This window comes from Caldicellulosiruptor naganoensis (genome assembly GCF_026914285.1).
GTDB classification, from domain to species: Bacteria; Bacillota; Thermoanaerobacteria; order Caldicellulosiruptorales; family Caldicellulosiruptoraceae; genus Caldicellulosiruptor; species Caldicellulosiruptor naganoensis.
Window position 1 is genome coordinate 1156311 of record NZ_CP113864.1, and the last position, 23124, is coordinate 1179434.

Annotated in this window: 30 protein-coding genes and 1 pseudogene; all 31 read left to right on the plus strand. The window is 34.7% G+C overall.

All coding sequences use genetic code 11. From position 1 onward, the window contains the following. Positions 1-4: 4 nt before the first annotated feature. Positions 5-1408, plus strand: a complete 1404-nt coding sequence (locus tag OTJ99_RS05585) for a hypothetical protein (RefSeq protein WP_045164920.1) — start codon at positions 5-7, stop codon at positions 1406-1408. Between the two features lie 4 nt (positions 1409-1412). Beyond that, positions 1413-1697 (plus strand): EscU/YscU/HrcU family type III secretion system export apparatus switch protein, encoded by a 285-nt coding sequence (locus OTJ99_RS05590; RefSeq protein ID WP_045164919.1) that lies wholly within the window; start codon positions 1413-1415, stop codon positions 1695-1697. Then, the gene (locus OTJ99_RS05595) at positions 1694-2050 is read left to right on the plus strand and encodes a YraN family protein (RefSeq protein WP_045164918.1); all 357 of its coding nucleotides are present in this window, start codon (positions 1694-1696) and stop codon (positions 2048-2050) included. Before OTJ99_RS05590 ends, OTJ99_RS05595 begins: the two co-directional genes overlap by 4 nt. Before the next feature lie 21 nt (positions 2051-2071). Then, a complete protein-coding gene (locus OTJ99_RS05600) occupies positions 2072-2242 on the plus strand; it encodes an NAD(P)H-dependent oxidoreductase (protein ID WP_235374598.1) in 171 nt (56 codons plus the stop codon). Next, positions 2206-2505, plus strand: coding sequence for a hypothetical protein (locus OTJ99_RS05605; RefSeq protein WP_235374731.1), 300 nt, complete (start codon positions 2206-2208; stop codon positions 2503-2505). Before OTJ99_RS05600 ends, OTJ99_RS05605 begins: the two co-directional genes overlap by 37 nt. Positions 2506-2845: 340 nt before the next feature. Further along, on the plus strand, positions 2846-3592 hold the full coding sequence (dpsA, locus tag OTJ99_RS05610; RefSeq protein WP_235374597.1) for a dipicolinate synthase subunit DpsA: 747 nt from the start codon (positions 2846-2848) through the stop codon (positions 3590-3592). Beyond that, a complete protein-coding gene (locus OTJ99_RS05615) occupies positions 3582-4172 on the plus strand; it encodes a dipicolinate synthase subunit B (RefSeq protein ID WP_045164917.1) in 591 nt (196 codons plus the stop codon). The genes dpsA and OTJ99_RS05615 overlap by 11 nt, the downstream gene beginning before the upstream one ends. Before the next feature lie 113 nt (positions 4173-4285). Next, positions 4286-6460 carry an FtsK/SpoIIIE family DNA translocase gene (locus tag OTJ99_RS05620; protein ID WP_045164916.1) on the plus strand — a complete coding sequence of 725 codons (2175 nt, stop codon included), beginning with the start codon at positions 4286-4288 and terminating at the stop codon, positions 6458-6460. A gap of 9 nt (positions 6461-6469) precedes the next feature. Continuing rightward, positions 6470-8344: a YgiQ family radical SAM protein gene (locus OTJ99_RS05625; RefSeq protein ID WP_045164915.1), complete on the plus strand. Its 1875-nt coding sequence runs from the start codon at positions 6470-6472 to the stop codon at positions 8342-8344. Then, positions 8325-9155, plus strand: coding sequence for a bifunctional methylenetetrahydrofolate dehydrogenase/methenyltetrahydrofolate cyclohydrolase FolD (folD, locus tag OTJ99_RS05630; protein WP_408612529.1), 831 nt, complete (start codon positions 8325-8327; stop codon positions 9153-9155). Before OTJ99_RS05625 ends, folD begins: the two co-directional genes overlap by 20 nt. Before the next feature lie 28 nt (positions 9156-9183). Further along, positions 9184-10506, plus strand: a complete 1323-nt coding sequence (rimO, locus tag OTJ99_RS05635; RefSeq protein WP_083943503.1) for a 30S ribosomal protein S12 methylthiotransferase RimO — start codon at positions 9184-9186, stop codon at positions 10504-10506. Next, positions 10506-11054 carry a CDP-diacylglycerol--glycerol-3-phosphate 3-phosphatidyltransferase gene (gene pgsA / locus OTJ99_RS05640; RefSeq protein ID WP_045164912.1) on the plus strand — a complete coding sequence of 183 codons (549 nt, stop codon included), beginning with the start codon at positions 10506-10508 and terminating at the stop codon, positions 11052-11054. Before rimO ends, pgsA begins: the two co-directional genes overlap by 1 nt. A gap of 14 nt (positions 11055-11068) precedes the next feature. Beyond that, complete coding sequence (locus OTJ99_RS05645) at positions 11069-12304, plus strand: competence/damage-inducible protein A (RefSeq protein WP_045164911.1); 1236 nt, start codon at positions 11069-11071, stop codon at positions 12302-12304. A gap of 61 nt (positions 12305-12365) precedes the next feature. Continuing rightward, positions 12366-13436, plus strand: a complete 1071-nt coding sequence (recA, locus tag OTJ99_RS05650; protein ID WP_045164910.1) for a recombinase RecA — start codon at positions 12366-12368, stop codon at positions 13434-13436. After that, on the plus strand, positions 13420-14022 hold the full coding sequence (locus OTJ99_RS05655; protein WP_045164909.1) for a regulatory protein RecX: 603 nt from the start codon (positions 13420-13422) through the stop codon (positions 14020-14022). The genes recA and OTJ99_RS05655 overlap by 17 nt, the downstream gene beginning before the upstream one ends. 87 nt (positions 14023-14109) lie before the next feature. Continuing rightward, positions 14110-15675 (plus strand): ribonuclease Y, encoded by a 1566-nt coding sequence (rny, locus tag OTJ99_RS05660; RefSeq protein WP_045164908.1) that lies wholly within the window; start codon positions 14110-14112, stop codon positions 15673-15675. 86 nt (positions 15676-15761) lie between these two features. After that, complete coding sequence (locus OTJ99_RS05665) at positions 15762-16541, plus strand: TIGR00282 family metallophosphoesterase (RefSeq protein WP_045164907.1); 780 nt, start codon at positions 15762-15764, stop codon at positions 16539-16541. 286 nt (positions 16542-16827) lie between these two features. Further along, positions 16828-17605, plus strand: a pseudogene (locus tag OTJ99_RS05670) (AAA family ATPase). Between the two features lies 1 nt (position 17606). After that, positions 17607-18107, plus strand: coding sequence for a stage III sporulation protein AB (locus OTJ99_RS05675; RefSeq protein WP_235374593.1), 501 nt, complete (start codon positions 17607-17609; stop codon positions 18105-18107). 6 nt (positions 18108-18113) lie between these two features. Continuing rightward, positions 18114-18314 carry a stage III sporulation protein AC gene (gene spoIIIAC / locus OTJ99_RS05680; RefSeq protein ID WP_045164906.1) on the plus strand — a complete coding sequence of 67 codons (201 nt, stop codon included), beginning with the start codon at positions 18114-18116 and terminating at the stop codon, positions 18312-18314. A 14-nt stretch (positions 18315-18328) separates the two neighbouring features. Continuing rightward, on the plus strand, positions 18329-18715 hold the full coding sequence (locus OTJ99_RS05685; RefSeq protein WP_045164905.1) for a SpoIIIAC/SpoIIIAD family protein: 387 nt from the start codon (positions 18329-18331) through the stop codon (positions 18713-18715). Positions 18716-18736: 21 nt separating this feature from the next. Further along, positions 18737-18892 (plus strand): hypothetical protein, encoded by a 156-nt coding sequence (locus tag OTJ99_RS05690; protein WP_157841345.1) that lies wholly within the window; start codon positions 18737-18739, stop codon positions 18890-18892. A gap of 115 nt (positions 18893-19007) precedes the next feature. After that, positions 19008-19253: a stage III sporulation protein AE gene (locus tag OTJ99_RS13035; RefSeq protein ID WP_408612530.1), complete on the plus strand. Its 246-nt coding sequence runs from the start codon at positions 19008-19010 to the stop codon at positions 19251-19253. Further along, positions 19138-19848, plus strand: coding sequence for a stage III sporulation protein AE (locus OTJ99_RS05695; RefSeq protein WP_052671465.1), 711 nt, complete (start codon positions 19138-19140; stop codon positions 19846-19848). The genes OTJ99_RS13035 and OTJ99_RS05695 overlap by 116 nt, the downstream gene beginning before the upstream one ends. Positions 19849-19980: 132 nt before the next feature. Beyond that, positions 19981-20160, plus strand: coding sequence for a hypothetical protein (locus OTJ99_RS05700; RefSeq protein ID WP_045164904.1), 180 nt, complete (start codon positions 19981-19983; stop codon positions 20158-20160). 189 nt (positions 20161-20349) lie between these two features. After that, positions 20350-20802: a hypothetical protein gene (locus OTJ99_RS05705; protein WP_235374592.1), complete on the plus strand. Its 453-nt coding sequence runs from the start codon at positions 20350-20352 to the stop codon at positions 20800-20802. 264 nt (positions 20803-21066) lie between these two features. Next, complete coding sequence (locus tag OTJ99_RS05710) at positions 21067-21375, plus strand: SpoIIIAH-like family protein (protein ID WP_235374702.1); 309 nt, start codon at positions 21067-21069, stop codon at positions 21373-21375. Between the two features lie 93 nt (positions 21376-21468). Next, positions 21469-21855, plus strand: a complete 387-nt coding sequence (locus OTJ99_RS05715; RefSeq protein WP_045164903.1) for an Asp23/Gls24 family envelope stress response protein — start codon at positions 21469-21471, stop codon at positions 21853-21855. A 52-nt stretch (positions 21856-21907) separates the two neighbouring features. Then, entirely contained in the window at positions 21908-22447 is a 540-nt protein-coding gene (gene amaP / locus OTJ99_RS05720) for an alkaline shock response membrane anchor protein AmaP (RefSeq protein ID WP_045164902.1), read from the plus strand. Between the two features lie 10 nt (positions 22448-22457). After that, positions 22458-22667, plus strand: coding sequence for a DUF2273 domain-containing protein (locus OTJ99_RS05725; RefSeq protein ID WP_045164901.1), 210 nt, complete (start codon positions 22458-22460; stop codon positions 22665-22667). 24 nt (positions 22668-22691) lie between these two features. Next, complete coding sequence (gene nusB / locus OTJ99_RS05730) at positions 22692-23120, plus strand: transcription antitermination factor NusB (protein ID WP_083943500.1); 429 nt, start codon at positions 22692-22694, stop codon at positions 23118-23120. Positions 23121-23124: the final 4 nt, after the last annotated feature.

Here is a 23124-nt window from a genome sequence, read left to right on the forward strand (position 1 = left end):
AAAGATGAATGAGATAAATAACTATATAGCACTCTATAGGCAAAATGTTACAAGAGAAATTTTAAATTTTATTGGCAATTCTGAAAGGCAGATAACTGGTGAGATTGTAAAGGTAAATGGGAAAAATTTGGTTTTGAATATAAACTCTCAAATCGTTATTGCATCAAACAACTCTTCGTTTTCGTTCAAAGAAGGAGATAGAGTCTATTTAAGCAGTCCTAAGTACCAAGATGGTAAATTGACTTTTAAAGTTGTGAAGTTGATATCTGAAGATACAAAAATTACTTCTAATAATATCGACTTTGCAAAATTTCAAAATTCAGAAGTTGAAAGCAGCATTTCAAATAGGATTGAGAATTTAATTAGGTTCATAGAGCCAGAAAACCTCTTTTATATTAAAGAGGATAAAATTCCAAGACCTTTTTTAGAATTTGCCAAGAGAAATGAAGTATTTTTGGGGATTATTGCGTTGGAAAAGGAAAGTGATTTTGAAAAATTAATTGTAAAGATTGAAGGACAGACTTTTGAAATAGAGAATGACTTGAATACATTTTATTTACAAAAAGAACTAAAAGAAGGAAAAATTTTTAGTAGAGATGATAGACTTTTTCTATTCATATATGACAAGGAAAAAGGAGTTATTTTGGTTCCCAAAGAAGTGGTTATAAACAAAGGCTTTAAAAATATTATCTCATCCATTATATCAAATAATCAAATTGAGTTAAAAGAAGAGAAGGACTTTTTAGCTGTTTTAAGTCTGATACTTGCAAAAAGGCCAATTACAAAAGAAGAGTTTACGAAAGAAAGAAGCCAGCTTAGCAAATTTTTGGACAGACTTAATGAGGTATTTGCTAACAAGCATCAGGGTCAGGTTCTGGATAAAGAAAATTTGATTATAAATCCAAAAGAGGGCTTTTTTTTATTCAAACTTCTAAATAAAGAGGACAAAGCTTTTGAGCAAAAGGTGGTTCAGATATTGAATGACTTGAGATTTAATCAGAAAGAAAATATCCAGTTTGATTTTGGCAGCTTTTATTTAAACATTTTTAATTTCAGGCTAAATATGGATAACAATTCTTTTGAACTCCAACTTTTTGTTAACAGGAAAAAGGGTATTAATATGAAAGTGAGCTCAGTAATGGTAAGGATCAACACACAAACCTTAGGCTGTATAGGTATTTATGTAAAAAAGGTTTCACAAAATACCTTCAAAGCGGTAATTGCCTCAGATAGGCTCTTTACTTTGAAGTTAATAAAAAATAAAGAGAGTGAACTCATCGCCGCCTTGAAAGAAAGAGGATATAAGCTTGAGATTGACTATAAAATGGAAGATACCTCAACGGCAAGTGTAATATTGGACTTTTTAACATTTGAAGCTTCTATTCAAAAAATTGATATGAAGGTGTAAAATAATGAATGAGGCGAAAAGAAAAAAAGCGGTTGCTATAAAGTATGATATCAAGGAAATAGCGCCCAAGGTTGTTGCAAAAGGTCAAGGGCTTGTTGCTGAGAGGATTTTAGAGAAGGCAAAAGAACAAAACATTCCTATCTATCATGACCAGTATGTAACAGAGAAATTATTCAATTTAGAGCTGCAACAATATATTCCTGAAGACCTATATGAAGTGGTAGCACAAATTTTAGTCTTTATTGGATATTTAGACAAAATAAATCAGAATGGAGACAAAAACCAATGAACAAAAGAGAACTAGGGAATAGTGGTGAAGAAAAAGCATTAGAGTTTTTAAAGAAAATGGGCTATGAAATTTTACATAGGAATTTTCGGTGCAGATTTGGAGAAGTTGACATTATAGCAAAACATGGCGATGTGATTGTCTTTGTTGAGGTAAAGACAAGAAGAAGTCTAAAATTTGGTTATCCTTCTGAATCTGTTACTGTGACAAAACAAAGGCATTTAAAAAAAGTTGCTGAGTTTTTTTCTCAAAGAAAAGAGGCCAAGGGTTATATGTTCAGATTCGATGTTGTTGAAGTATATATGAATGCCAAAAATGAGGTGATAGATATAAACCTTATTCAAGATGCTTTTTAGAAAGAAGAGGAAATTTCACAAATGAAAGTTATAGGAATTATCAGCAGTCTACGGAAAGATGGAAATACACAAATCTTAGTCGAGAGTGTGTTAGAAGGATCAAAACAGGCGGGTGCTGAGATTGAAGTTTATAGATTGAATGATCTTAAATTTACATGGACTATGTTACAGCTCAAACTAAATTGTTTTTAGACAGGCTATATGCTCTGATGAAAATTGGTGAAGACTGTCGTTTGCCCAGAGGTAAGAGCTGTGTTCTTGTGTATTCACAAGGTGGTGGAGATAATGGCAAGGCAGTGATGGATAACTTAGCTGGCTTCTTTAGATTTGCTCTTAATATAGATGTAATAGATATTATTGGCGATAATATGCTAAATGAACTTGGCGCGGTTAAGAATAGAAGAGAGATTTTGAAGATGGCATTTGAGCTTGGCAAGGAGATTGTAAGAGGATAAAGGATAAAGAGAGATGTCGCTACAAAAAAATTGAATATTGAGGGCTATTGCCTCCAGTGTGATTTTCTGAAAAGATTTATGTCATCCTGGAGGCATTTTTATTTTTCTTTGATATTTAGACAAGCACCATATTTTAGTAAATGACATAGATTATAATAGCTTTATTTAAGGTGTTTAAGAGGGAATAAAGACATGAAGAAAACTATAGGATTTGTAGGTGGAGACCAGAGAATTTTAAATGTTAGCTGAAATCTTGAGTAAAAAAGGTTTTGATGTTTGGCTGTAGGCCTCTGATACACACCCTCAAAACCACAAGCTTAACTTGAGGGTTGCAAAAAGTTTGGAAGAGATTGTAGAAAAGTCTGCTGTAATTGTAGGACCTATTCCATTTTCCCAAGATGGCGAGTATATATTTGCTCCTCTTTCAAAAGAATTTGTCACAATAGAAAAACTAATAAAAACCATTTCTCAAAAAGGAATACCTCTTGTGGCAAGTGTAGTACCCCAAGCTACAAGACAAATTTGTGAACAAAAGAATGTAAAATACTATGATTTATACGAAAGAGAAGAACTTGCAATCTTAAACGCTATTCCCACCGCAGAAGGTGCTGTGGCTATTGCAATTGAGAAGATGCCAATAACTCTTTACTCTTCAAATGTGATGGTATTGGGATATGGAAGAATAGGAAAAGTACTTTCAAAGATACTAAAGGGATTTGAATGTAATGTATTTGTAGCTGCAAGGAAAGCATCCGATTTGACATGGTGCAGGGCATTTGGATATGTGCCAGTTGAACTTTCAAAGTTGAAAGAGTACGTTAACAGAATAGATTTAATTGTAAATACTATTCCAGCAAAGGTAATTGGCAGAGAAATTATAGATAATATAAGAGAAGATGCTCTTGTCATTGACCTTGCTTCAAAACCAGGAGGGATTGCCTTTGAATATGCAAATCAAAAGGGGATAAATGTGGTCCATGCACTTTCTCTTCCGGGGAAAGTTTCACCGAAAAAAGCAGCTCAGTATATCGTTGAGGTGCTTGTGAGTTTATTGAAAGAGTTGGAGGGGGATAAAATTGAGTCTTAATTATGTAAAGATTGGATTTGCTCTTACAGGGTCATTCTGTACGTTTGATAAAGTAATATCTATTATAGAAGAACTTAAGCAACAAGGAGCTTTAATTACCCCAATTTTTAGTGAAAAGGTACAGACAATAAACACACGGTTTGGAACAGCAACAGAGATTATGAACAAAATAATAAACATATGTCAAACAAAATCGATAACCAATATTGTTGAAGCAGAACCTGTCGGACCTAAACAACTGTTTGATGTTTTAGTGGTTGCACCTGCAACTGGAAATTTCATAGCAAAACTTGCAAATGGTATAATAGATGAAACTCCAGTTATGTGTGCAAAGGCTGTTTTGAGAAATCAAAAGCCTGTTGTGATTGCTATATCTACAAATAATGCACTGGGGTTAAATTGTAAAAATCTTGCAACTTTAATAAACACCAAAAATATATACTTTGTACCATTTAGACAAGATGACCCTGTTTCAAAACCGAATTCGCTTGTTGCTAAGTATGACCTTTTAATTCCAACAATTTTAGAGGCACTTTCTGGGAAACAAATCCAACCACTCTTGCTTGGTCCCAGAAGTTAAAGAGTATATAAAACTCCTTGCCCCAATTTTAGGGGTTTTATTTTTTTGGGAAAAGGCTATAATATAGTTAGAAAATTTATTTGGATATCTTTTAAAGGTGAAGTGAGTACTTGATGAAAGCAAAGATAGCAAATAAAAAAAAGAGATATAGAATTAAGAAAGAAGTTTTTGACAGATTAAATGCTGAGATTGTTGGAACTTTCCTATTTTTTATTTTTGTCTTTTTAGTTTTTTCCATATTTACGAACAAAGTAGGTATAATCGGTGAATTTATTAAAAAAGTCCTATTAGGATGTTTTGGAGTTGGGGTTTTATTAATACTTGCGTTTTTACTATATGTCTCTATTGATTCTATTCTTAAAAGACCCAGAGTATTTTCAAAAACTGATGTTACACTATTTACCTATATACTTCTTACGTTTATATTAGGGGCAACTTTTTTCCAGGCATCACTATATACTTCTTCACATTCGTTTGTAAAAGTGATAAAAGACTCATATTTCACAGGGTTAGAGTTCAAAGGGTTTGGAGTTTTTGGAAGTATACTTACATACCCTTTTATTACTCTGTTTGGCTATACTGGTACACTTATAGTGTGTATTTCAATATTGGTTATTTTAAGCATGATAGTGTTTAGCTTTTCAATAAGAAACTTTGTAAAAAACAGGAAGGCGAAAGATGTACGTATAAATAACCAAGACAAGAAAGCCGAAGAAGATGTCAGACCAAAAATGGAAAGCTTTTATAATTATCAAGAGTATGAAGAAAATCAAGAAAAAAAAAGTAATAAGATAGTTGTAAACCTGCCAAAACTGAGAAATAATGAGCCTGTAAGTAAGAAGAATAATAAGCTCAAAGAAGGAGAATACATATATCCCCCACTTGAATACCTAAAAAAACCAACTGAAAATCTTTCTGTTTCTAAAAAGGACATAAATGAGAACGTAAGAAAACTTGAAGAGACGTTAAGGAATTTTGGTATTGAAGCGCAGGTAACAGAGGTAAATGTAGGACCAACAATTACAAGATACGAGATTCAGCCTGGACAAGGTGTAAAGGTAAGCAGAATTGTCAGTCTTTCAGATGATATTGCACTGGCTTTGGCAGCACCTTCTGTGAGGATTGAAGCACCTATTCCAAACAAGTCAGCTATTGGAATAGAAATTCCTAACAGAGAACCCCAACCAGTTTTAATTCGAGAGTTGTTAGAGGATCATTTGTTTTATACCCCGAGTATAAAGATTCCTTTTGCTATAGGAAAAGATGTTGCAGGTAAGCCTGTAATTGGTGATATTACCAAGATGCCTCATCTTTTGATTGCGGGTGCAACTGGTTCTGGTAAGAGTGTATGTATTAACTCACTAATTATCAGTATTTTGTACAGGTGCACCCCTGATGAGGTAAAGCTCATTTTAATCGACCCGAAAGTAGTAGAGCTTAGTCTCTACAATGGAATTCCTCACCTTTTAATACCTGTTGTCACAGACGCTAAAAAAGCGGCAAATGCCCTTTCGTGGGCTGTTTCAGAAATGACAAACCGCTACAAGCTCTTTGCTCAGGCAGGTGTGAGAGATATTTCAAGCTACAATAAGTGGTGTGAAGAAAGTAAACAAGAAAAACTTCCTTTTATTGTAATTATAATTGATGAACTTGCTGACCTTATGATGGTATCGCCAGCTGAGGTTGAAGATGCAATTTGTAGGCTTGCACAGATGGCAAGAGCAGCTGGTATGCACTTGGTTGTTGCAACGCAAAGGCCGTCAGTTGACGTTATAACAGGGCTTATAAAGGCTAATATACCTTCAAGGATTGCATTTGCTGTATCATCGCAGGTAGATTCGCGAACAATACTTGACCAAGCAGGTGCTGAAAAGTTATTGGGAAGAGGAGATATGCTTTATCTTCCAATGGGACTTTCAAAACCAATGAGAGTGCAAGGTGCATATGTGTCTGAGCTTGAAGTTGAAAAAGTTGTTGAATTTTTAAAACAGAACTTCAAAATTGAATACAACCAAGAAGTAATTGAGGAGATAAACAATAAAATTTCAAATGTAAAAGAACAAGAGACAGATGAACTGCTAATAAAGGCAATTCAAATTGTAGTTGAATCAAAAAATGCTTCTACTTCATTTTTACAGCGAAAGCTCAGAATTGGCTATTCACGAGCAGCACGACTACTTGATCAAATGGAAGAAAGAGGAATAGTAAGTAGAATGGATAGTAGTGGAAAACGCCAGGTTTTAATCACAAAAGAACAGTTTGACGAGATGCTTATGAATATGGAGTGAGAAAATAAAATGGCTTTTTTACCTATTTGCAGGGAAGACATGAAAAAGCGTGGGTGGGACGAGCTTGATTTTGTATTTGTGTGCGGAGATGCGTATGTTGATCATCCTTCTTTTGGACATGCTATAATTTCGAGGATTATTGAAGATTTTGGTTTTCGGATAGGAATTATTCCACAGCCTGACTGGAGAGATTCAAAAAGTATAACAGTGTTAGGAAGACCACGTATTGCTTTTTTGGTATCAAGCGGAAACCTTGACTCAATGGTTGCACATTATACATCGTTCAAAAAACCGCGAAGTCAGGATTATTACTCACCTGGAATGAAGATGGGTTTGCGCCCGAACAGGGCTACAATTGTATATTGCAATCTCATAAGAAAGGAATATGGCGACATTCCAATTATAATTGGTGGGATAGAAGCATCACTTAGAAGATTTGCTCACTATGATTATTGGTCTGACAAGGTAAGAGCATCTATTCTGATTGATAGTAGTGCTGACCTTCTAATATATGGTATGGGTGAAAAACCCCTGTTTGAAATCTTATCAAGACTCAAAAAAGGTGAAGATATAAAAAGCATTAAAGATGTTAAAGGAACCTGTTATGTTGCAAAAGACCTTTCTCATCTTGAAGGAAGGGATTATATAATCATTGACAGCTATGAAAAGGTAAAAGAGGACAAGGTGGCATACGCAAAAGCATTTGCCATCCAGTACAGGGAACAAAATCCTTTTACAGGCAGAATAATTGTTCAACCACACAGAAATTTATACGTTATTCAAAACCCTCCCGCAGAACCTCTTACAACAGAAGAGATGGATTATGTATATTCTCTGCCATATGAGCGAAATTACCATCCAATATATGAAAAAGATGGTGGAATTAAAGCACTTGAAGAGGTAAAGTTTAGTATTGTTTCACACAGAGGGTGTTTTGGTGGTTGTAATTTTTGTGCGCTGCATTTTCATCAAGGGAGAATAATTCAAAAAAGAAGCGAAAAATCAATCTTAGAAGAAGTAAAAAAGCTGACTCAGCTTCCTGATTTTAAAGGATATATTCACGATGTTGGAGGTCCAACTGCAAACTTCAGAAATCCTGCCTGCTTTAATCAGCTGCAAAGAGGTGCTTGCAAAGATAGAGGGTGTCTATTTCCGACACCTTGTAAAAATTTGATTGTGGACCATAGGGAGTACTTTGAGCTACTGGAGAAGATAAGAAAAATAAAGGGTGTAAAGAAAGTGTTCATTCGTTCGGGAATAAGGTATGATTATCTTTTACTTGACAAGGATTATAAAAAATATCTTGAAGAGCTATGTCGCTATTATGTTTCTGGCCAGTTAAAAATTGCACCTGAACATATTTGCAATAATGTGTTAAAATATATGGGTAAACCACAAAGAGAGGTTTATGAAAAATTTGTAGAAGAATATTTTAAAACCAACAAAAAGCTTGGGAAGAAACAGTTTATAATTCCTTATTTGATGTCAGGACATCCGGGATGTACATTAAATGATGCAATTGAACTTGCTCTTTACTTAAAGAAAAACGGTTTTATACCTGAGCAGGTTCAGGATTTTTATCCAACACCCGGAACAGTTTCAACTACTATGTATTATACAGGTTTAAATCCTTTTACTTTAGAGAAAGTTTACGTTCCAAAGACGCTAAAAGAAAAAATGATGCAAAGGGCATTGCTTCATTTTCACAATCCTAAAAATTATGACCTTGTGTATGAAGCATTAAAACTTGCAAATAGGGAAGACTTGATTGGATATGAAAAAAACTGTCTGATTCCACCTAAAAAACACGGCGGAGGTATGAAAAGTGACGGCAAATATAATAGACGGCAGAAAAATAGCGCAAATGATAAAAGACGAGGTTAAAATTGAGATAGCAAAACTGAAAGAAAAAGGAATTGAATCAACTTTAGCTGTTGTAATAGTTGGTGACGACCCGGCTTCACGAAGTTATGTAAATTCTAAGAAAAAGACATGTTCAGAAGTTGGAATAAATTCAATAGAGTATGCATTAGACAGTACTACAACGCAGGAAGACCTTGAGAATCTCATTGAAAGACTAAACCAAGATCCGAAGATTAATGGCATTTTAGTACAGCTTCCCTTACCCAATGGCTTAGATGAAGCAAGAGTTTGTAAAAAGATTTTGCCTCAAAAAGATGTAGATGGTTTTCATCCCATGAATGTTGGTATGCTTACAACAGGCATAGATTTTGAATATAGTATCAAGCCATGTACACCATTTGGTGTGATAGAGCTTTTGAAAAGAGAGAATATAGAAATCAGAGGAAAACACGCTGTTGTAATAGGGCGAAGCAATATAGTGGGAAAACCTCTGGCACTTTTGCTTCTGAGGGAAAATGCAACTGTTACTATATGCCACTCTCACACTAAGAATTTGAAAGAAATCTGCAAAACTGCTGATATTTTGGTTGCAGCCGTTGGCAAACCAAAGTTTGTAACAGCTGACATGGTAAAAGAAGGTGCTGTTGTAATTGATGTTGGAATAAACAGGGATGAGACTTCAAAAAAGATAGTAGGAGATGTAGATTTTGAAGTTGTTAAAGAGGTTGCCTCTTACATAACACCAGTACCGGGTGGTGTTGGACCAATGACAGTTGCAATGCTTATGAAAAACACACTCTTTGCAACACTTCTTCAAAACGGATTGTTATAAAAGACAGTAAAAGATGGAGGAGTTTGATTTGGTGAAGGTTGGATTTGTTTCACTTGGGTGCAACAAAAATCTTGTTGACAGCGAAATAATGATGGGTGCTTGTAAAGAGGCAGGTTTTGAAATAACACCAAACGCAGAGGATGCTGATGTGATTGTTATCAATACTTGCGGATTTATAAATGATGCAAAACAAGAGTCGATTGACACTATATTGGAGATGGCCGAGTACAAAAACAAGAAATGCAAATTTTTGATAGTAACAGGATGCTTGACGCAGCGCTATAAAGATGAAATTTTAAAAGAGATGCCAGAAATAGATGCGATCCTTGGTGTTAAAGAGATGCTAAAACTCCCAGAGGTAATCAAAAAACTCTATGAGGGAGAGGGTAAACTCCAGGTATTTGACAACAAGGCTACATTTGTCTACACAAGTTCCACACCACGCATTATTGCAACCCCAAAGTATTATGCCTACATAAAAATAGCAGAAGGTTGTAATAACAGATGTTCCTATTGTTCAATTCCATTGATTAGAGGGGATTACGTAAGTAGATATATGGATGATATAATCAAAGAAGCAGAGAAACTTGCTAAAGGTGGTTATAAAGAGATTGTGCTTACTGCTCAAGATACAACAAAATATGGATTAGATATATACAAGAGAAAGATGTTACCAATCTTGCTTCAAAGGTTAAGTGAAATTGATAACATAAAATGGATTAGGTTTTTATATTCTTATCCAGAAGATATTGACGATGAACTGTTAAATGTTATAAAAGACCTTCCAAAAGTAGTTAAATACTTTGATATACCAATTCAGCATATTAACAACAGAATTTTGAAACTGATGAACAGAAGAACTTCATCAGAAAATATTAAAGAGCTGATTAAAAGGATAAGGTCGGCATTTGATGAGGTTGTTATAAGAACAACAGTTATGGTTGGATTCCCAACAGAGTCAGAAGATGAGTTTGAAGAGCTTTATGAGTTTGTCAAGTGGGCAAAGTTTGATAGACTTGGTGCGTTTATGTACTCTCAGGAAGAGGGAACACCAGCTGCTTCTTTACCACAAATAGATGATGAGACAAAAGTCGAAAGATATGAAAGAATTTTAAATCTTCAGAGAAAGATCTCACTTGAACAAAATAGAAAAAGAATCGGCAAAAAGTATGAGGTTGTAATAGAAGGCAGAGATAAGAATAACTTTTACATTGCAAGAAGCCAGTTTGAAGCTCCTGAGGTTGACGGCAAAATTATAGCATTCTCTAAGCGAAAGCTTTTGCCAGGAGAGTATGTGACTGTAAAAATCTTGGATGCTTTTGAGTATGATTTAGTAGGAGAGGTAATTTGATGAACATTGCCAATACGATTACAAGTATAAGAATATTACTCATACCTCTTTTTATGTTTTTCTTACTTGATTGCAGGCTCTCATATTCAAAATTAATAGCTGCAGCCATATTTATTGTTGCTGCTATTACAGACAGCCTTGATGGATACATCGCGCGTTCTAAGAAAATTGTAACTAATTTTGGAAAGTTCCTTGACCCACTTGCCGACAAGCTATTAATTACAGCAGCTCTTGTTGGGTTAGTTGAGCTCAACAAGATTTCTTCATGGATAGCTATGATAATCATCGGACGAGAATTTATTGTAACAGGACTCAGAATGGTTGCTGCTGCAGAAGGTGTGGTAATTTCTGCCAATATTTGGGGAAAGCTAAAGACAATAAGTCAGATTGTTGCGATAGTATTGCTTTTGGTTGACAACTATCCTTTTGAGTTTTTGAACTTTCCGCTGGACCAAATTGCTCTATGGATTGCTGTAACACTTACAATCTATTCAGGATTTGACTATATAAAAGCTAACTGGAAGATAATAGACTTTACCAATAAGTGAGGCGATTTTTAAAAATGGTGGCGGAGATAATCTGTGTGGGGACAGAACTTCTGCTTGGTCAGATAGTAAACACAAATGCCCAATACCTTTCGCAGAAGCTGGCAAGCTTAGGGATAGACCTGTATTTTCAGACAACAGTTGGGGACAATTTGAATAGACTAAAAAGTGCAATTGACATAGCAAGCAAACGAGCAGATATACTTATCTTTACTGGTGGACTTGGTCCTACTTCTGATGATATAACAAAAGAAGCTGTATGTGAATATCTTGGGAAAAAGCTTATACTTGACCAAGAAATTTTGAACAAGATTGAGAATTATTTTAAACACCGCGGAGCAAGGATGCCAGATATTAACAAGAAACAGGCATATGTTCCAGAAGGAGCAATTGTATTGGAAAATAAGTACGGAACAGCGCCAGGGTTCATAATTGAAGAAAATAACAAAATAGCAATTTTGCTACCCGGTCCACCATTTGAGATGCAGCCTATGTTCGAAGAGTATGTCGTGCCTTATTTAGAAAAATTCTCTAAGGAAAAGATATATTCAAGAGTTTTAAAATTCATCGGAATTGGTGAATCATCGATTGAAGAAAGATTAAGAGATTTCATACAAAACCAGTCAGATCCAAGTCTTGCTTTGTATGCAAAACCATTTGAGGTTGAGCTTAGAATCTCAACAAAGAAAAGTAGCGAGCCTTTAGCAAAAGATTTACTTGACCAAATAGAAAGCAAAGTAAGGTCTTTGCTTGGTGAGTATATATACGGGGTGGATAATCAAACGTTAGAAGAAGTTATAGTTGAGATGCTTTTGCAAAAGGGGCTTAAGGTTTCAGTAGCAGAGTCGTGCACAGGTGGTCTTATATGCAATAAAATTACAAATGTTCCTGGTGCATCAAATGTCTTTGACAGGGGTTTTATAACATACTCAAATGAAGCAAAGGTTAAAGAGCTGGGAGTTTCAGAGGAAGCATTGAAGAATTTTGGTGCGGTGAGTCATGAAGTAGCTAAACAGATGGCTCAAGGTGCTCTAAATAATTCTTTAGCAGACATTGCAATATCCACAACAGGAATTGCAGGACCAACTGGTGCGACAAAGACAAAACCAGTAGGTCTTGTGTATATTGGAATAGCCACAAAGAATTATGTTGACAGTTTCGAGTTTAAATTTTCGGGTGATAGACTTAGAATCAAAGAAATTGCTTCAAAGGCTGCTTTAGATGTTCTGAGAAGAACCTTAATTAGTTATTGAAAAGTTTGTTTCAAAATTATATAATAATTCTAAACATTTGTTCGAGGAACGGAGGTTTAAAATGGAAAACTTAGATAAGAAAAAAGCGTTGGACAGAGTAATTATGGAGATTGAAAAGGCATATGGCAAAGGTGCCATTATGAAACTTGGCGAGATGGCAAAAGAGAACATTGATGTAATTCCAACAGGAGCACTTTCTTTAGATATTGCACTTGGTGTTGGAGGAGTTCCACGTGGAAGGATTGTAGAGATATACGGTGCTGAGTCGTCTGGTAAAACAACAATTGCGCTTCACATAATAGCAGAAGCCCAAAAAATGGGCGGTGAGGCAGCGTTTATTGACGCTGAGCACGCTTTAGACCCATTTTATGCAAAAAGGCTTGGTGTTGATATAAACAATCTCCTTGTTTCCCAGCCGGACAGTGGTGAGCAGGCGCTTGAGATTGTTGAGACACTTGTGAGGAGCAATGCCATTGATGTAATAGTTGTTGACTCTGTTGCTGCGCTTGTACCTCAAGCAGAAATTGATGGTGAGATGGGAGAAGCACATGTTGGGCTTCAGGCAAGGCTTATGTCACAAGCATTGAGAAAACTTGCAGGAATTACCAGTAAGACAAAGACAACTGTTATTTTTATAAATCAGCTAAGAGAAAAAGTTGGTGTTATGTTTGGCAATCCTGAGACAACACCTGGTGGAAGGGCTTTGAAATTCTATGCATCGGTCAGACTTGAAGTTAGAAAAGGTGAGATTATAAAACAGCAAGGCCAGCCAATAGGAACAAAGGTCAAGGTAAAGGTTGTCAAAAACAAGGTCGCTCCTCCATTCAAGGAGGCTGAGTTTGATTTAATATATGGTGAGGGAATTTCAAAAGAAGGAAATGTTTTGGATGTTGCAGTCAACATTGATGTCATCCAAAAAAGTGGCACATGGTATACTTACAATGGGCAAAAAATAGGGCAAGGCAGAGAAAATGCAAAACAGTTTTTAAAAGAAAATCCTGACATTATGCAAGAAATAATTGAGAAGATAAAACAGAATGCAAACCTTGCGTTTGAGAAAATCAAGACAACTGCTGAGATACCTGAAGAAGACCTTATTTTAAGTGGTGAAATAAATGAGGATATTGGATAAGAAGTTACATGGGGAAAAGTATTTAATAGTTTTTGAAGATGGAAAAGAAGTTGAAATAGACAAGGACATCTATCTTGAAAAAAAGGTATATGAACTTGAAGATATAGACGAAAAAACTTTAGAACAGCTTGTGTTTGAGAACAAATTAAAAAAGGCTAAGCAGGCTCTTGTGAGTTATATAACAAGGTATCCAATGAGGTCTGAATTTATGTATTATAAGTATCTTCTTAATAAAGGATATGACTCAGCTACTGCTTCAGAGGCGGTAGCTTATTTTGTTAAGTTGGGGTACATAGATGAGATTTCTGCGGCAAGAAAACTTGCTTTGAAATATCAAAATTCAAAATCCTCTCTTGAGATAATAAACCTCCTAAAGAAAAAGGGGTTTAAAAACTCTACAATATCCCAGCTGAATCTCACTAGCGAGAATGACTTAACTTTGCTTGATAAGCTCCTCCAAAAAAAGTTGAAACATCTTAAACGCTATGATAGCAAAGAGGTTTTAAAAATAATAAAGTGGTTTGTTGCAAGAGGATATGATTACAATGCAATTGTGGAAAAAATTAAGGAATACTTAGAATATTGAAAAATCACTATTGTTGACACTCTGTGCAAAAAGTAATAAAATTTAAGTGTAACTTTCTTTTTAACTTTCAAGCTAAATAAGAAGGAGGTGCAAAAGATTAGTGACACATTGAACTTAGCAATTACGGCAGCAATTAGTATAACTTGTGCAATAGTTGCCTTTTTCCTGGGCTATTTATATAGAAAAAAGATTGCAGAAAAGACAATAAAAAGTGCTGAACAAGAAGCCCAGAGAATTGTCGAGGAGGCAAAAAAACAAGCCGAGGCATATAAAAAAGAGGCAACGCTTTTAGCAAAAGAGGAAATTCACCGGGCAAGGAGCGAATTTGAAAGGGAAGTTAGAGAAAGGCGTGCGGAGCTTCAAAGATTTGAGAGAAGATTAATTCAAAAAGAAGAAATGCTTGACAGAAAGATGGCTTCTGTTGAAGAGAAGGAAGAACAGCTAAATCAAAAAATAAAGGATGTAGAAAAACTTCAAGAAGAAATAGAACTTTTAAAACAAAAACAGCAGGAAGAGCTTCAAAGAATTTCTGGACTTACACAAGAAGAAGCGCGCCAGATTATTCTCAAGAGTGTTGAACAGGATGTAAAACACGATGTTGCACTTATGATAAAAGAGCTTGAACAACAGGCAAAGGAAGAAGCTGATAAAAAAGCCAGAGAAATCATTGCACTTGCTATTCAGCGGTACTCTTCAGACTATGTTGCAGAAAATACAGTATCTGTTGTTACACTGCCAAACGATGAGATGAAGGGTAGAATAATAGGTAGAGAAGGAAGAAATATTAAGACATTTGAAACTCTCACAGGGATTGACCTAATTATCGATGATACACCGGAGGCTGTAATTCTTTCAGGATTTGATCCAATAAGACGAGAGATTGCAAAACTCACTTTAGAAAAGCTCATTTTGGATGGTCGAATCCATCCAGCACGAATCGAAGAGATGTATGAAAAGGCTAAACGTGAGGTTGAAAACAAGATTCGTGAAGAAGGAGAAAGGGTTGTATTTGAGCTTGGTATCCACAACTTACATCCAGAACTTATAAAGCTTATTGGCAAACTCAGATACAGAACAAGTTATGGTCAAAATGTGCTTGCTCACTCTATCGAGGTTGCAAACATTGCAGGTATTATGGCAGCAGAGCTTGGGCTTGACCAGAGCATTGCAAAACGAGCAGGGCTTTTGCATGACATTGGCAAGGCTGTAGACCATGAGATTGAAGGTTCTCATGCTTTAATTGGTTATGAACTTGCAAAAAGGTATAAAGAGACAAACCCTGATGTCCTTGAAGCAATTGGTGGACATCACGGTGAGATGGAAACAAGGTCAATCTACAATGTGTTGATTCAAGCTGCTGACTCTGTTTCAGCAGCACGCCCAGGTGCAAGAAGAGAATCTCTTGAGTCGTATATAAAAAGACTTCAGAAACTTGAAGAGATTGCTAATTCGTTTGAAGGTGTAGAAAAAGCATATGCTATTCAAGCAGGAAGAGAAATAAGGATTATGGTAAAACCAGACCGTGTGAGTGACGACGATATTGTTATAATGGCAAGAGAAATAGTAAAGAGGATTGAAAGTGAGCTTGATTACCCTGGACAGATAAAGGTAAATGTCATTCGCGAAGTTAGAGCTGTTGAATATGCAAAGTGAGAAAAAAAGCGTGTTTTGTTCAAAAGCTTGAACAAAGCACGCTTTTTATAAATTCTTTTTTAGTTTAAAAAGTTTGGAGGTTTGGAATGAGATTTTTAGCAATAGGAGATGTTGTCGGAAGACCAGGAAGGAATATTCTCAAAAATACTCTCTCAAAAGTCAAGGAAAATTACAAGATAGATGTTGTCATAGCAAATTGTGAAAATGCAGCTGGCGGTAATGGACTTACAAAAAAGGTCGCTGATGAGCTGTTTAGTATAGGTATTGATGTTATGACAATGGGTAACCATGTGTGGGCTAATAAAGAAATCTTTTCATTTATTGAAAATGAACCTCGTATAGTAAGACCAGCAAACTATCCTGAACATACAACACCTGGTAGGGGGTACAACATTTTTGAAAAAAATAATGTTAAATTTGCAGTGATAAACCTATGTGGCCGGGTATTTATGGAAAACTTTGATTGCCCATTTAGAAAAAGTGATGAGATTTTAGAAAAACTTGACACGAAAATAGTAATTGTAGATTTTCATGCTGAGGCGACATCTGAAAAGATTGCGTTAGGTTTTTACCTTGATGGACGTGTTTCTTGTGTGTATGGTACACACACACATGTCCAGACGGCTGATGAAAAGATTCTTCCAAACGGGACAGCGTATATCACAGATATTGGGATGACAGGACCATATGACTCAGTTTTAGGAGTTGATAAAGAAATTGTAATTCAGAAATTTGTCACTATGCTTCCTGTCAAGTTTGAAGTAGCCAAAGGGAAAGCACAGTTTAATGGAATTGTCTTTGAAATTGATGATGTAAGCGGCAAAGCCATTTCTATTGATAGGATAAACTTTACTTTAGAAGAGTAAAAGAAGAAAAAATAGGGGATGATGGAAAACAAAGAGGCTGCGAGAGAGTGAGGTTAAAACGGCAGCCTCTTATCTTTTTTCATAAAATTGAAGGTAACATAATAATTATTTACTATAAAACAAGATAAGGAAGGATGTGGTGCAACATTGTAAAAATCATTGACCATTCTATCTATACCCTTTTAGAAAGACTGCCCATGGAAATTTGTACTACTATTCAAAATTTTTTCTAAATAGAATTTATGAAATTAATGAAATAAGAATAAACCTTTTTTGTCCTCTCATTGTGTTAGGAAAAGAAGAACAAATCTTTGAAAGTCTGATAATAACAAAAGATTTGCTTTACTCGAGCCTTGGAATGCTTACTAACAACTCTCTGTTTAGTTACGAAAGAGAGATACTTCAAGGATACTTCACAATAGAAGGCGGACATAGAGTAGGTGTTGCCGGAAAGTTTACCTCAGATGGACAAAAAGTGATTTCACTAAACTATATTACTGGTCTTAACATAAGAGTTGCAAAGAGTATTGAGGGTATTGGGCAAAAGGTAATAGGGCACATTGTAAATTCGCTGAACTCTATCTACAACACACTTATAGTCTCGCCACATGGTTGTGGTAAGACAACCTTGCAGAGATGTTGTGAGGCTTTTAAGTGACGGTAATAGGGATTTGCCTGGTAGGGGTTTTAGAGTTGTTGTAATTGATGAGAGGTCAAAGCTAAGTATAATTGCCCAAGAACAAAATAAACTTGGTAAGAGGACGTTTGTATTAGATGGTGTTGACAAATTAAATGGTGTATTCATGGCAGTCAGAAGTCTGAATCCACAAATAATTGCTATGGATGAACTTAGCAGCAACCAAGACTATTTGGCGGTAGCAGAAGCTTCTAAGATGGGCGTTAAAGTCATTGCTACTATGCATGCAGAGAGTTTATATGAACTTCAAATGAGAATGTTCTCAAAAAAGATTCTTGAACAAAAAGTTTTCGAAAAGGTGATAGTTTTGAGTTCTAAGGATTGTCCAGGAACAATAAAAGAAATAATAACACTGGGTGATAATTAAAATGATTTTAAAGTTAATTGGTTCGATTCTTATAATCTTCTCTTCGCTCCTCATTGGATACTCTCAAACTTTGAAACTGAAAAAACAGCTCAGAATAATAAACATTTTCATAAACTTCTTTAGCTTTGCAAAGGCTGATATTTTGACAACAAGTCTTACACTTTTTGAAATTTTAAATAGATTCAAATCAAAAGGATTTTCTGGACATGTCAATGTGTTAGAGTATTACTATAAACACATTGGACGAACTTCTTCAGAGGTAAAAAATATCTATCAGCTTGATGAAGATTTGCACAAACTTGTACTAAGCCTTTTTAACTCAATTGGTTATTCTTCTATCAGCGAAATAAATAAAATAGTAGACGAAGGTATTAGAGAGCTGAGAGAACATTATGAAAGTGCGCGGGCTAAGTATACCAAAAATTCAAAGATGTTCACATTACTTGGGTTTTTTTGTGGAGTTTCAATTTGCATATTACTTTTACAATGTGTTGGGGTGTAGTTTTGAATAAATGGAATAGACTTGATATTTAAAATAGCCATAATTGGGATAGTACTTTACCTTGTAAATCAGGTACTTGTAAAAGCCGAAAAAGAGGAACTTGCGATGATGACAACTTTGGTGGGCGTGATAATTGTACTTTTTTTGATTATTGTTCTTATCAAGAGGTTCTTTGATACAGTAAAGTCTGTGTTTAATCTGTTTTAAGCTGAGTGGTAAAGATGGAGATATTTAACATAGTTATACTTTGCGTGGTTTCCTTGTTTATAGTAAGTATTTTGAGACCAATCCAAAAAGAAATTGCAATTGCACTAACTGTAATACTTGGTATGATAGTCTTTGGCTTAATTTTTGATAAGCTTTCTTATGTTATAGAAAAGTTAACAGAGGTAAGTACAAGAATCTCATTTGCAAATGCATATATAAAGACCTTGCTGAAAATGACAGGAATTGCTTTAATCTCAGAATATATAGCAAGTGTGTGCAGGGACAGTGGAGAAGAAGCAATTGCTACCAAGGTAGAGTTTGCAGAGAGAATATTAATATTATTTCTTTCTCTTCCTTTAATTTTAAGCCTGCTTGATGTGATATCTAAGTTTCTAAAATAAAATTAAAAGGAAAGGCTAAAAATGGATATAAAAAGGATTTTAGCACTTGCATTTTTTGTATTGTTAATTTTGGTATGGGAACTTTGTAAGGCTTCAGAAATATCAAAAAGCTTTATTGATAAGGTAAAATTAGCAATAGATAAAACTACTGATAATGATACCAGAGATTACATATAATGTATTTTAAATAGAAAGAAAATCACGATTGATACACTTGGAATTATAAAAAACAAGTTTTTTTTTAGAGACCGATGTAACTTTAAAACAGATAACTACAATTTTGGTAGTAGCATTGATATACACTCTTTTGTATAGCTTACAAAATAGTTTTAAAAATCAAGGTATTGGGAAAGCAACCTTTTTAGCTTTTTTCCTTACTTTGTCTGCCTTAGTGCTTCAAAATTTAAGAGATGTCCTATTATATGCAAATGATATTATCCAAAAAGGAAGTAACTTTGCAGAAGCTATTATTTCCTATACTCCTCTCGACTTTGGCGACAATGGGATATGCTACATATGCAGCTTCTCTTACTCCTAAGATAATTTTTGCATTGGTGTTTTCCACTGAGTTTTTAAAGAATATTATTTCACCGCTTGTAAATATCTACATTATAATCAGTATTCTCTCAAATATAGATAGTGGGAGATTTAACTTGAGGCGACTTTTAAATTTTCTAAAAACAATTCTCCTTTGGTCAATTGTAATTGGGCTTGTGATGTTTACTGGCATTGTTTCAATAGAAGGTTTTACTGGAGTTGCAGTGGACAACCTTGTTGCAAAGTCAATCAAATACACTGTAGGGAATTTTATACCTTTTGTCGGCAAGATTTTATCTGATGCGGCAGATACATTAGCTAGCAGCCTTGGAATTATAAAAAGCACAATAAGTGTAGTGGGGCTTTTAACGTTGCTATTTGTTGTAGGAATCCCACTTTTCAAGATCCTAATTATTTCGCTTTTATTTAGGCTTGCCGCAGCTTTTGTTGGAATTATTTCAGATTCGCGTTTTGCCCAGTTTTTGGATGATTATGCTGACAATGTTCTTTTGATTTTTTCAATTGTATTTGTTTCTTTGTTCATGTTTGTAGTTACATTTTCCACAGTTTTATTCATTGTTCAGGTTGGAAGGTGAAATGATGCATGATTTTGAAAATCAAATAGTCTCAAACTTGTTTTATGTAGTAATAGTGGTTTTAATTCTTAAGATTCTAATTCCATAAAATTACAGAAAATACATTGAAGTTTTTTAGGAATTTGTATAGCCTTGATTATATCAATGCCTATTTTAGAAAGATATACAAATTTTAGGTATCAATATATTGAAAGCATAAAGAAACTTGAAGATGAATTTAAGGCAAAAAAGATATATTCAGAAGACCTATATGAACAGAGTTTGGTAAAAGAATACAGAAACAAGTTAAAAGAAAATATTGAGAAAAAATAAGGGATGAGATTGAGGAAACTGTTGAGATTGTATCGCTTCAAATCTATGAAGACTTAAAAGTGTCACAATTTGGCAAAATACAAAGAATAAAGGTTAGAGGTAACTACAATGCCTATGTTGTTGACATTTTAAAAAATCAATATGGCATTAGTAAAGATAAGATACAATTTGAAGAGGTGAAGAAGAAAGATGATAATCAATCCAGATAAGCTTAAATATTTACTGGAAAAGATTTTGAGGAACAAGGACATATTGATATTCTTAGGCGTTTGTGGGCTTTTGATACTTGTTGTCTCGGCAACATTTTCAGCGTCACCTAAACAGGTAGTAAAGGAAAGTAACCAGATTCAGCAAGAGCAAATGTATGAGGAGATGGTAGAGAAAAAGCTTGAGAAAATTTTGAAAGAAATTGACCCCACAAAAAATGTCTCTGTTATGATAACCTTTGATGACTGTTATGAATATATTGTTGCAACAGAGACACGCAAAAATGTTAGAAGTGAAAAACAGGATGGAAATAGAATTTCCACAGAAGAAGAGATTGATAGTAAAGTAGTAATAGTACAACAAGGAAATGAGTCGAAACCTTTTATTGTAAAAAAGATTTATCCCAGAGTAAGAGGTGTTGCAATTGTCTCTTAAGGGGCGAGGGATAAAAAGGTTTACATAGGACTTATAAAAGCTACATCAGCAGTTCTGGGAATAACGCCTGATAAAGTTGAGGTGTTTGTAAAGTGAAAGGGAAGATCTTTGTAAAAGTTTACAATAAAAGACAAATAGCATTGATTCTGTTTGTTATATTGCTAATCTTTGCTGGTATTGCCAATTCAAAAATAAATAGAGGTAAGTAAGCAAGTTGATACAGGTGGTGAGAATGTTTTAGATGAGATAAAATTAAGGCGTGAGATTGAGCGTTCAAAAGAAATAAATGCCTTAAAAAATCTTCGTGACGAAAAAGCAGATGAGGATAGTCGAAAGCTGATTGACAAGAAAATTTCTGAGATAGTTGATAACACTAATAAAGAGATGATTTGTGAAAATGTCTTTAGTTCAAAAGGAATTGGCGACTGTACAGTTCTTTTTTCTGGAGATATTGTCTATGTAATAACGCAGAAAAAGTTATCAAAGCAACAGGTAATTCAGATACAAAGCACTGTGATGAATGTGTTTAGAGTAAAAATAGACAGAATCAGAATAACATCTTCCTCTCAATAAAATTAATAAAACCTGTTAAAATAAAAATTTGTAGGGTATAATATGAATAGTAAAGAAAAACTTCTATTTAAATGTAAGGAGGTATAATTCAAAATGTCAGAAAATGTTATTAATGAAACAACTGGTGGAGTTGTGAAAATTGCTGAAGAAGTTGTGGCAATTATTGCAGCAGTTGCAGCCTCAGAAGTAAAAGGTGTTGCCTCAATGGTTGGGACTTGGACAGGTAATATCACAGAAGCACTTGGAAAAAAGAATTTAGCAAAAGGTGTTAAAGTACAGGTTGGCGAAAAGGAAGCAGCAATTGACATCTACATAACTGTAGAGTATGGTGTCAGAATTCCAGAAGTTGCTTGGGAGATACAAGAAAGGGTCAAGAATGCAGTTGAGAGTATGACAGGCCTAAAGGTTGTTGAAGTAAATATCCACGTTCAAGGAATAAAATTTGAAAAAGAAGAACAAAAAGAAAGTTCAGAAGAGTAAATCTCTGGATTTCCAGAGATTTACTCTCATTTTTGTAGGGAGGAGAATACAAATGAAGATTGGGGAGAGAATATTATTAACAATATTTACATTAGTAGTAATTGTAGCTTCTGTTTTTGCTATCCTTTTGCCTCTCGGTGTGTTTAGCGTCGATAGCGTTCAAAGTGCAGTTTATGAATATGTGAACAACCCTATTTATGGGCTTATACCGCTTTTGATTATAATAATGGGCTTTGCTGTAATGTTTACTGGAGTTAAGAAGAAAAAAGTAAGGCTTGGTATAATTCACGCAAATGAACTTGGCAATCTTGTCATATCACCAAAGACATTTGAATCAGCTGGATATAGCGCTATAAAAGATATAAAAGGAATAAAAGATGCAGTAATTGAAATAGACTTTGATGAAAATGGTGTTGAATACCATATTGATGCCCTTGTTGTAAGTGATGTAAATATACCTGAGTTGACAAAAGAGGTTCAAAATGCTATAAAGAATCATGTTGAGACTGCGATAGGTATTCCGGTTAAAAGTGTGAATTTGCATGTAAAAGATATGGTTGCCCCTCAAACTTCAATTACTCATCTGAGGTAGGGGTGTTGATATGAAATTAATATGGGAATTTGTTTTAAAGCATGTAGGTGAGGTAGTTGGGGGAAGTATAGGTCTCATTTTTGCTATATTTGTTTTAATTTTTGGTTTTTGGAGGACATTGTTTATATTCTTATGCATAGCACTGGGTGTATTCATTGGTGGTCGCTATTTTGAAAAGAAGAAGTTAATAGAGTTTTTAGACAAACATTTACCATGGTAAAAAAGGGGATGGAAGAGGAGAACAATGCATAAAAGACGAAAAACAAGAGAGCTTTGTATGAAGATATTATATGCATATAGATTTCAAAACAATGAAGGCGATATCATTCAGTTTCTAAACAAATTCAAAGAATTAAGCCCAGATGAAAATTTTAAAGAGATAGATGAGGAGTATTTAAAAAGGCTTTTGATAGGAGTTGTTCAAAATCAAACGCTGATAGACAGTCTTATTGAAAAGTATTCTAAAGATTGGCCTTTGAATAGAATTCCAATGGTGGAACTCGAACTTATGCGAATTGCAGTATATGAGCTTTTGTTTGAAAAAGAGATTCCAATATCTGTTGCAATAGATGAAGCTGTGGACCTTTCGAGTATCTTTGGTGTAGAAAAAGCACCAAGTTTTGTAAATGGTATCCTTGGTAGTATTGCTGCAAATGAGGTGAAAAGAGAGTAAAAAG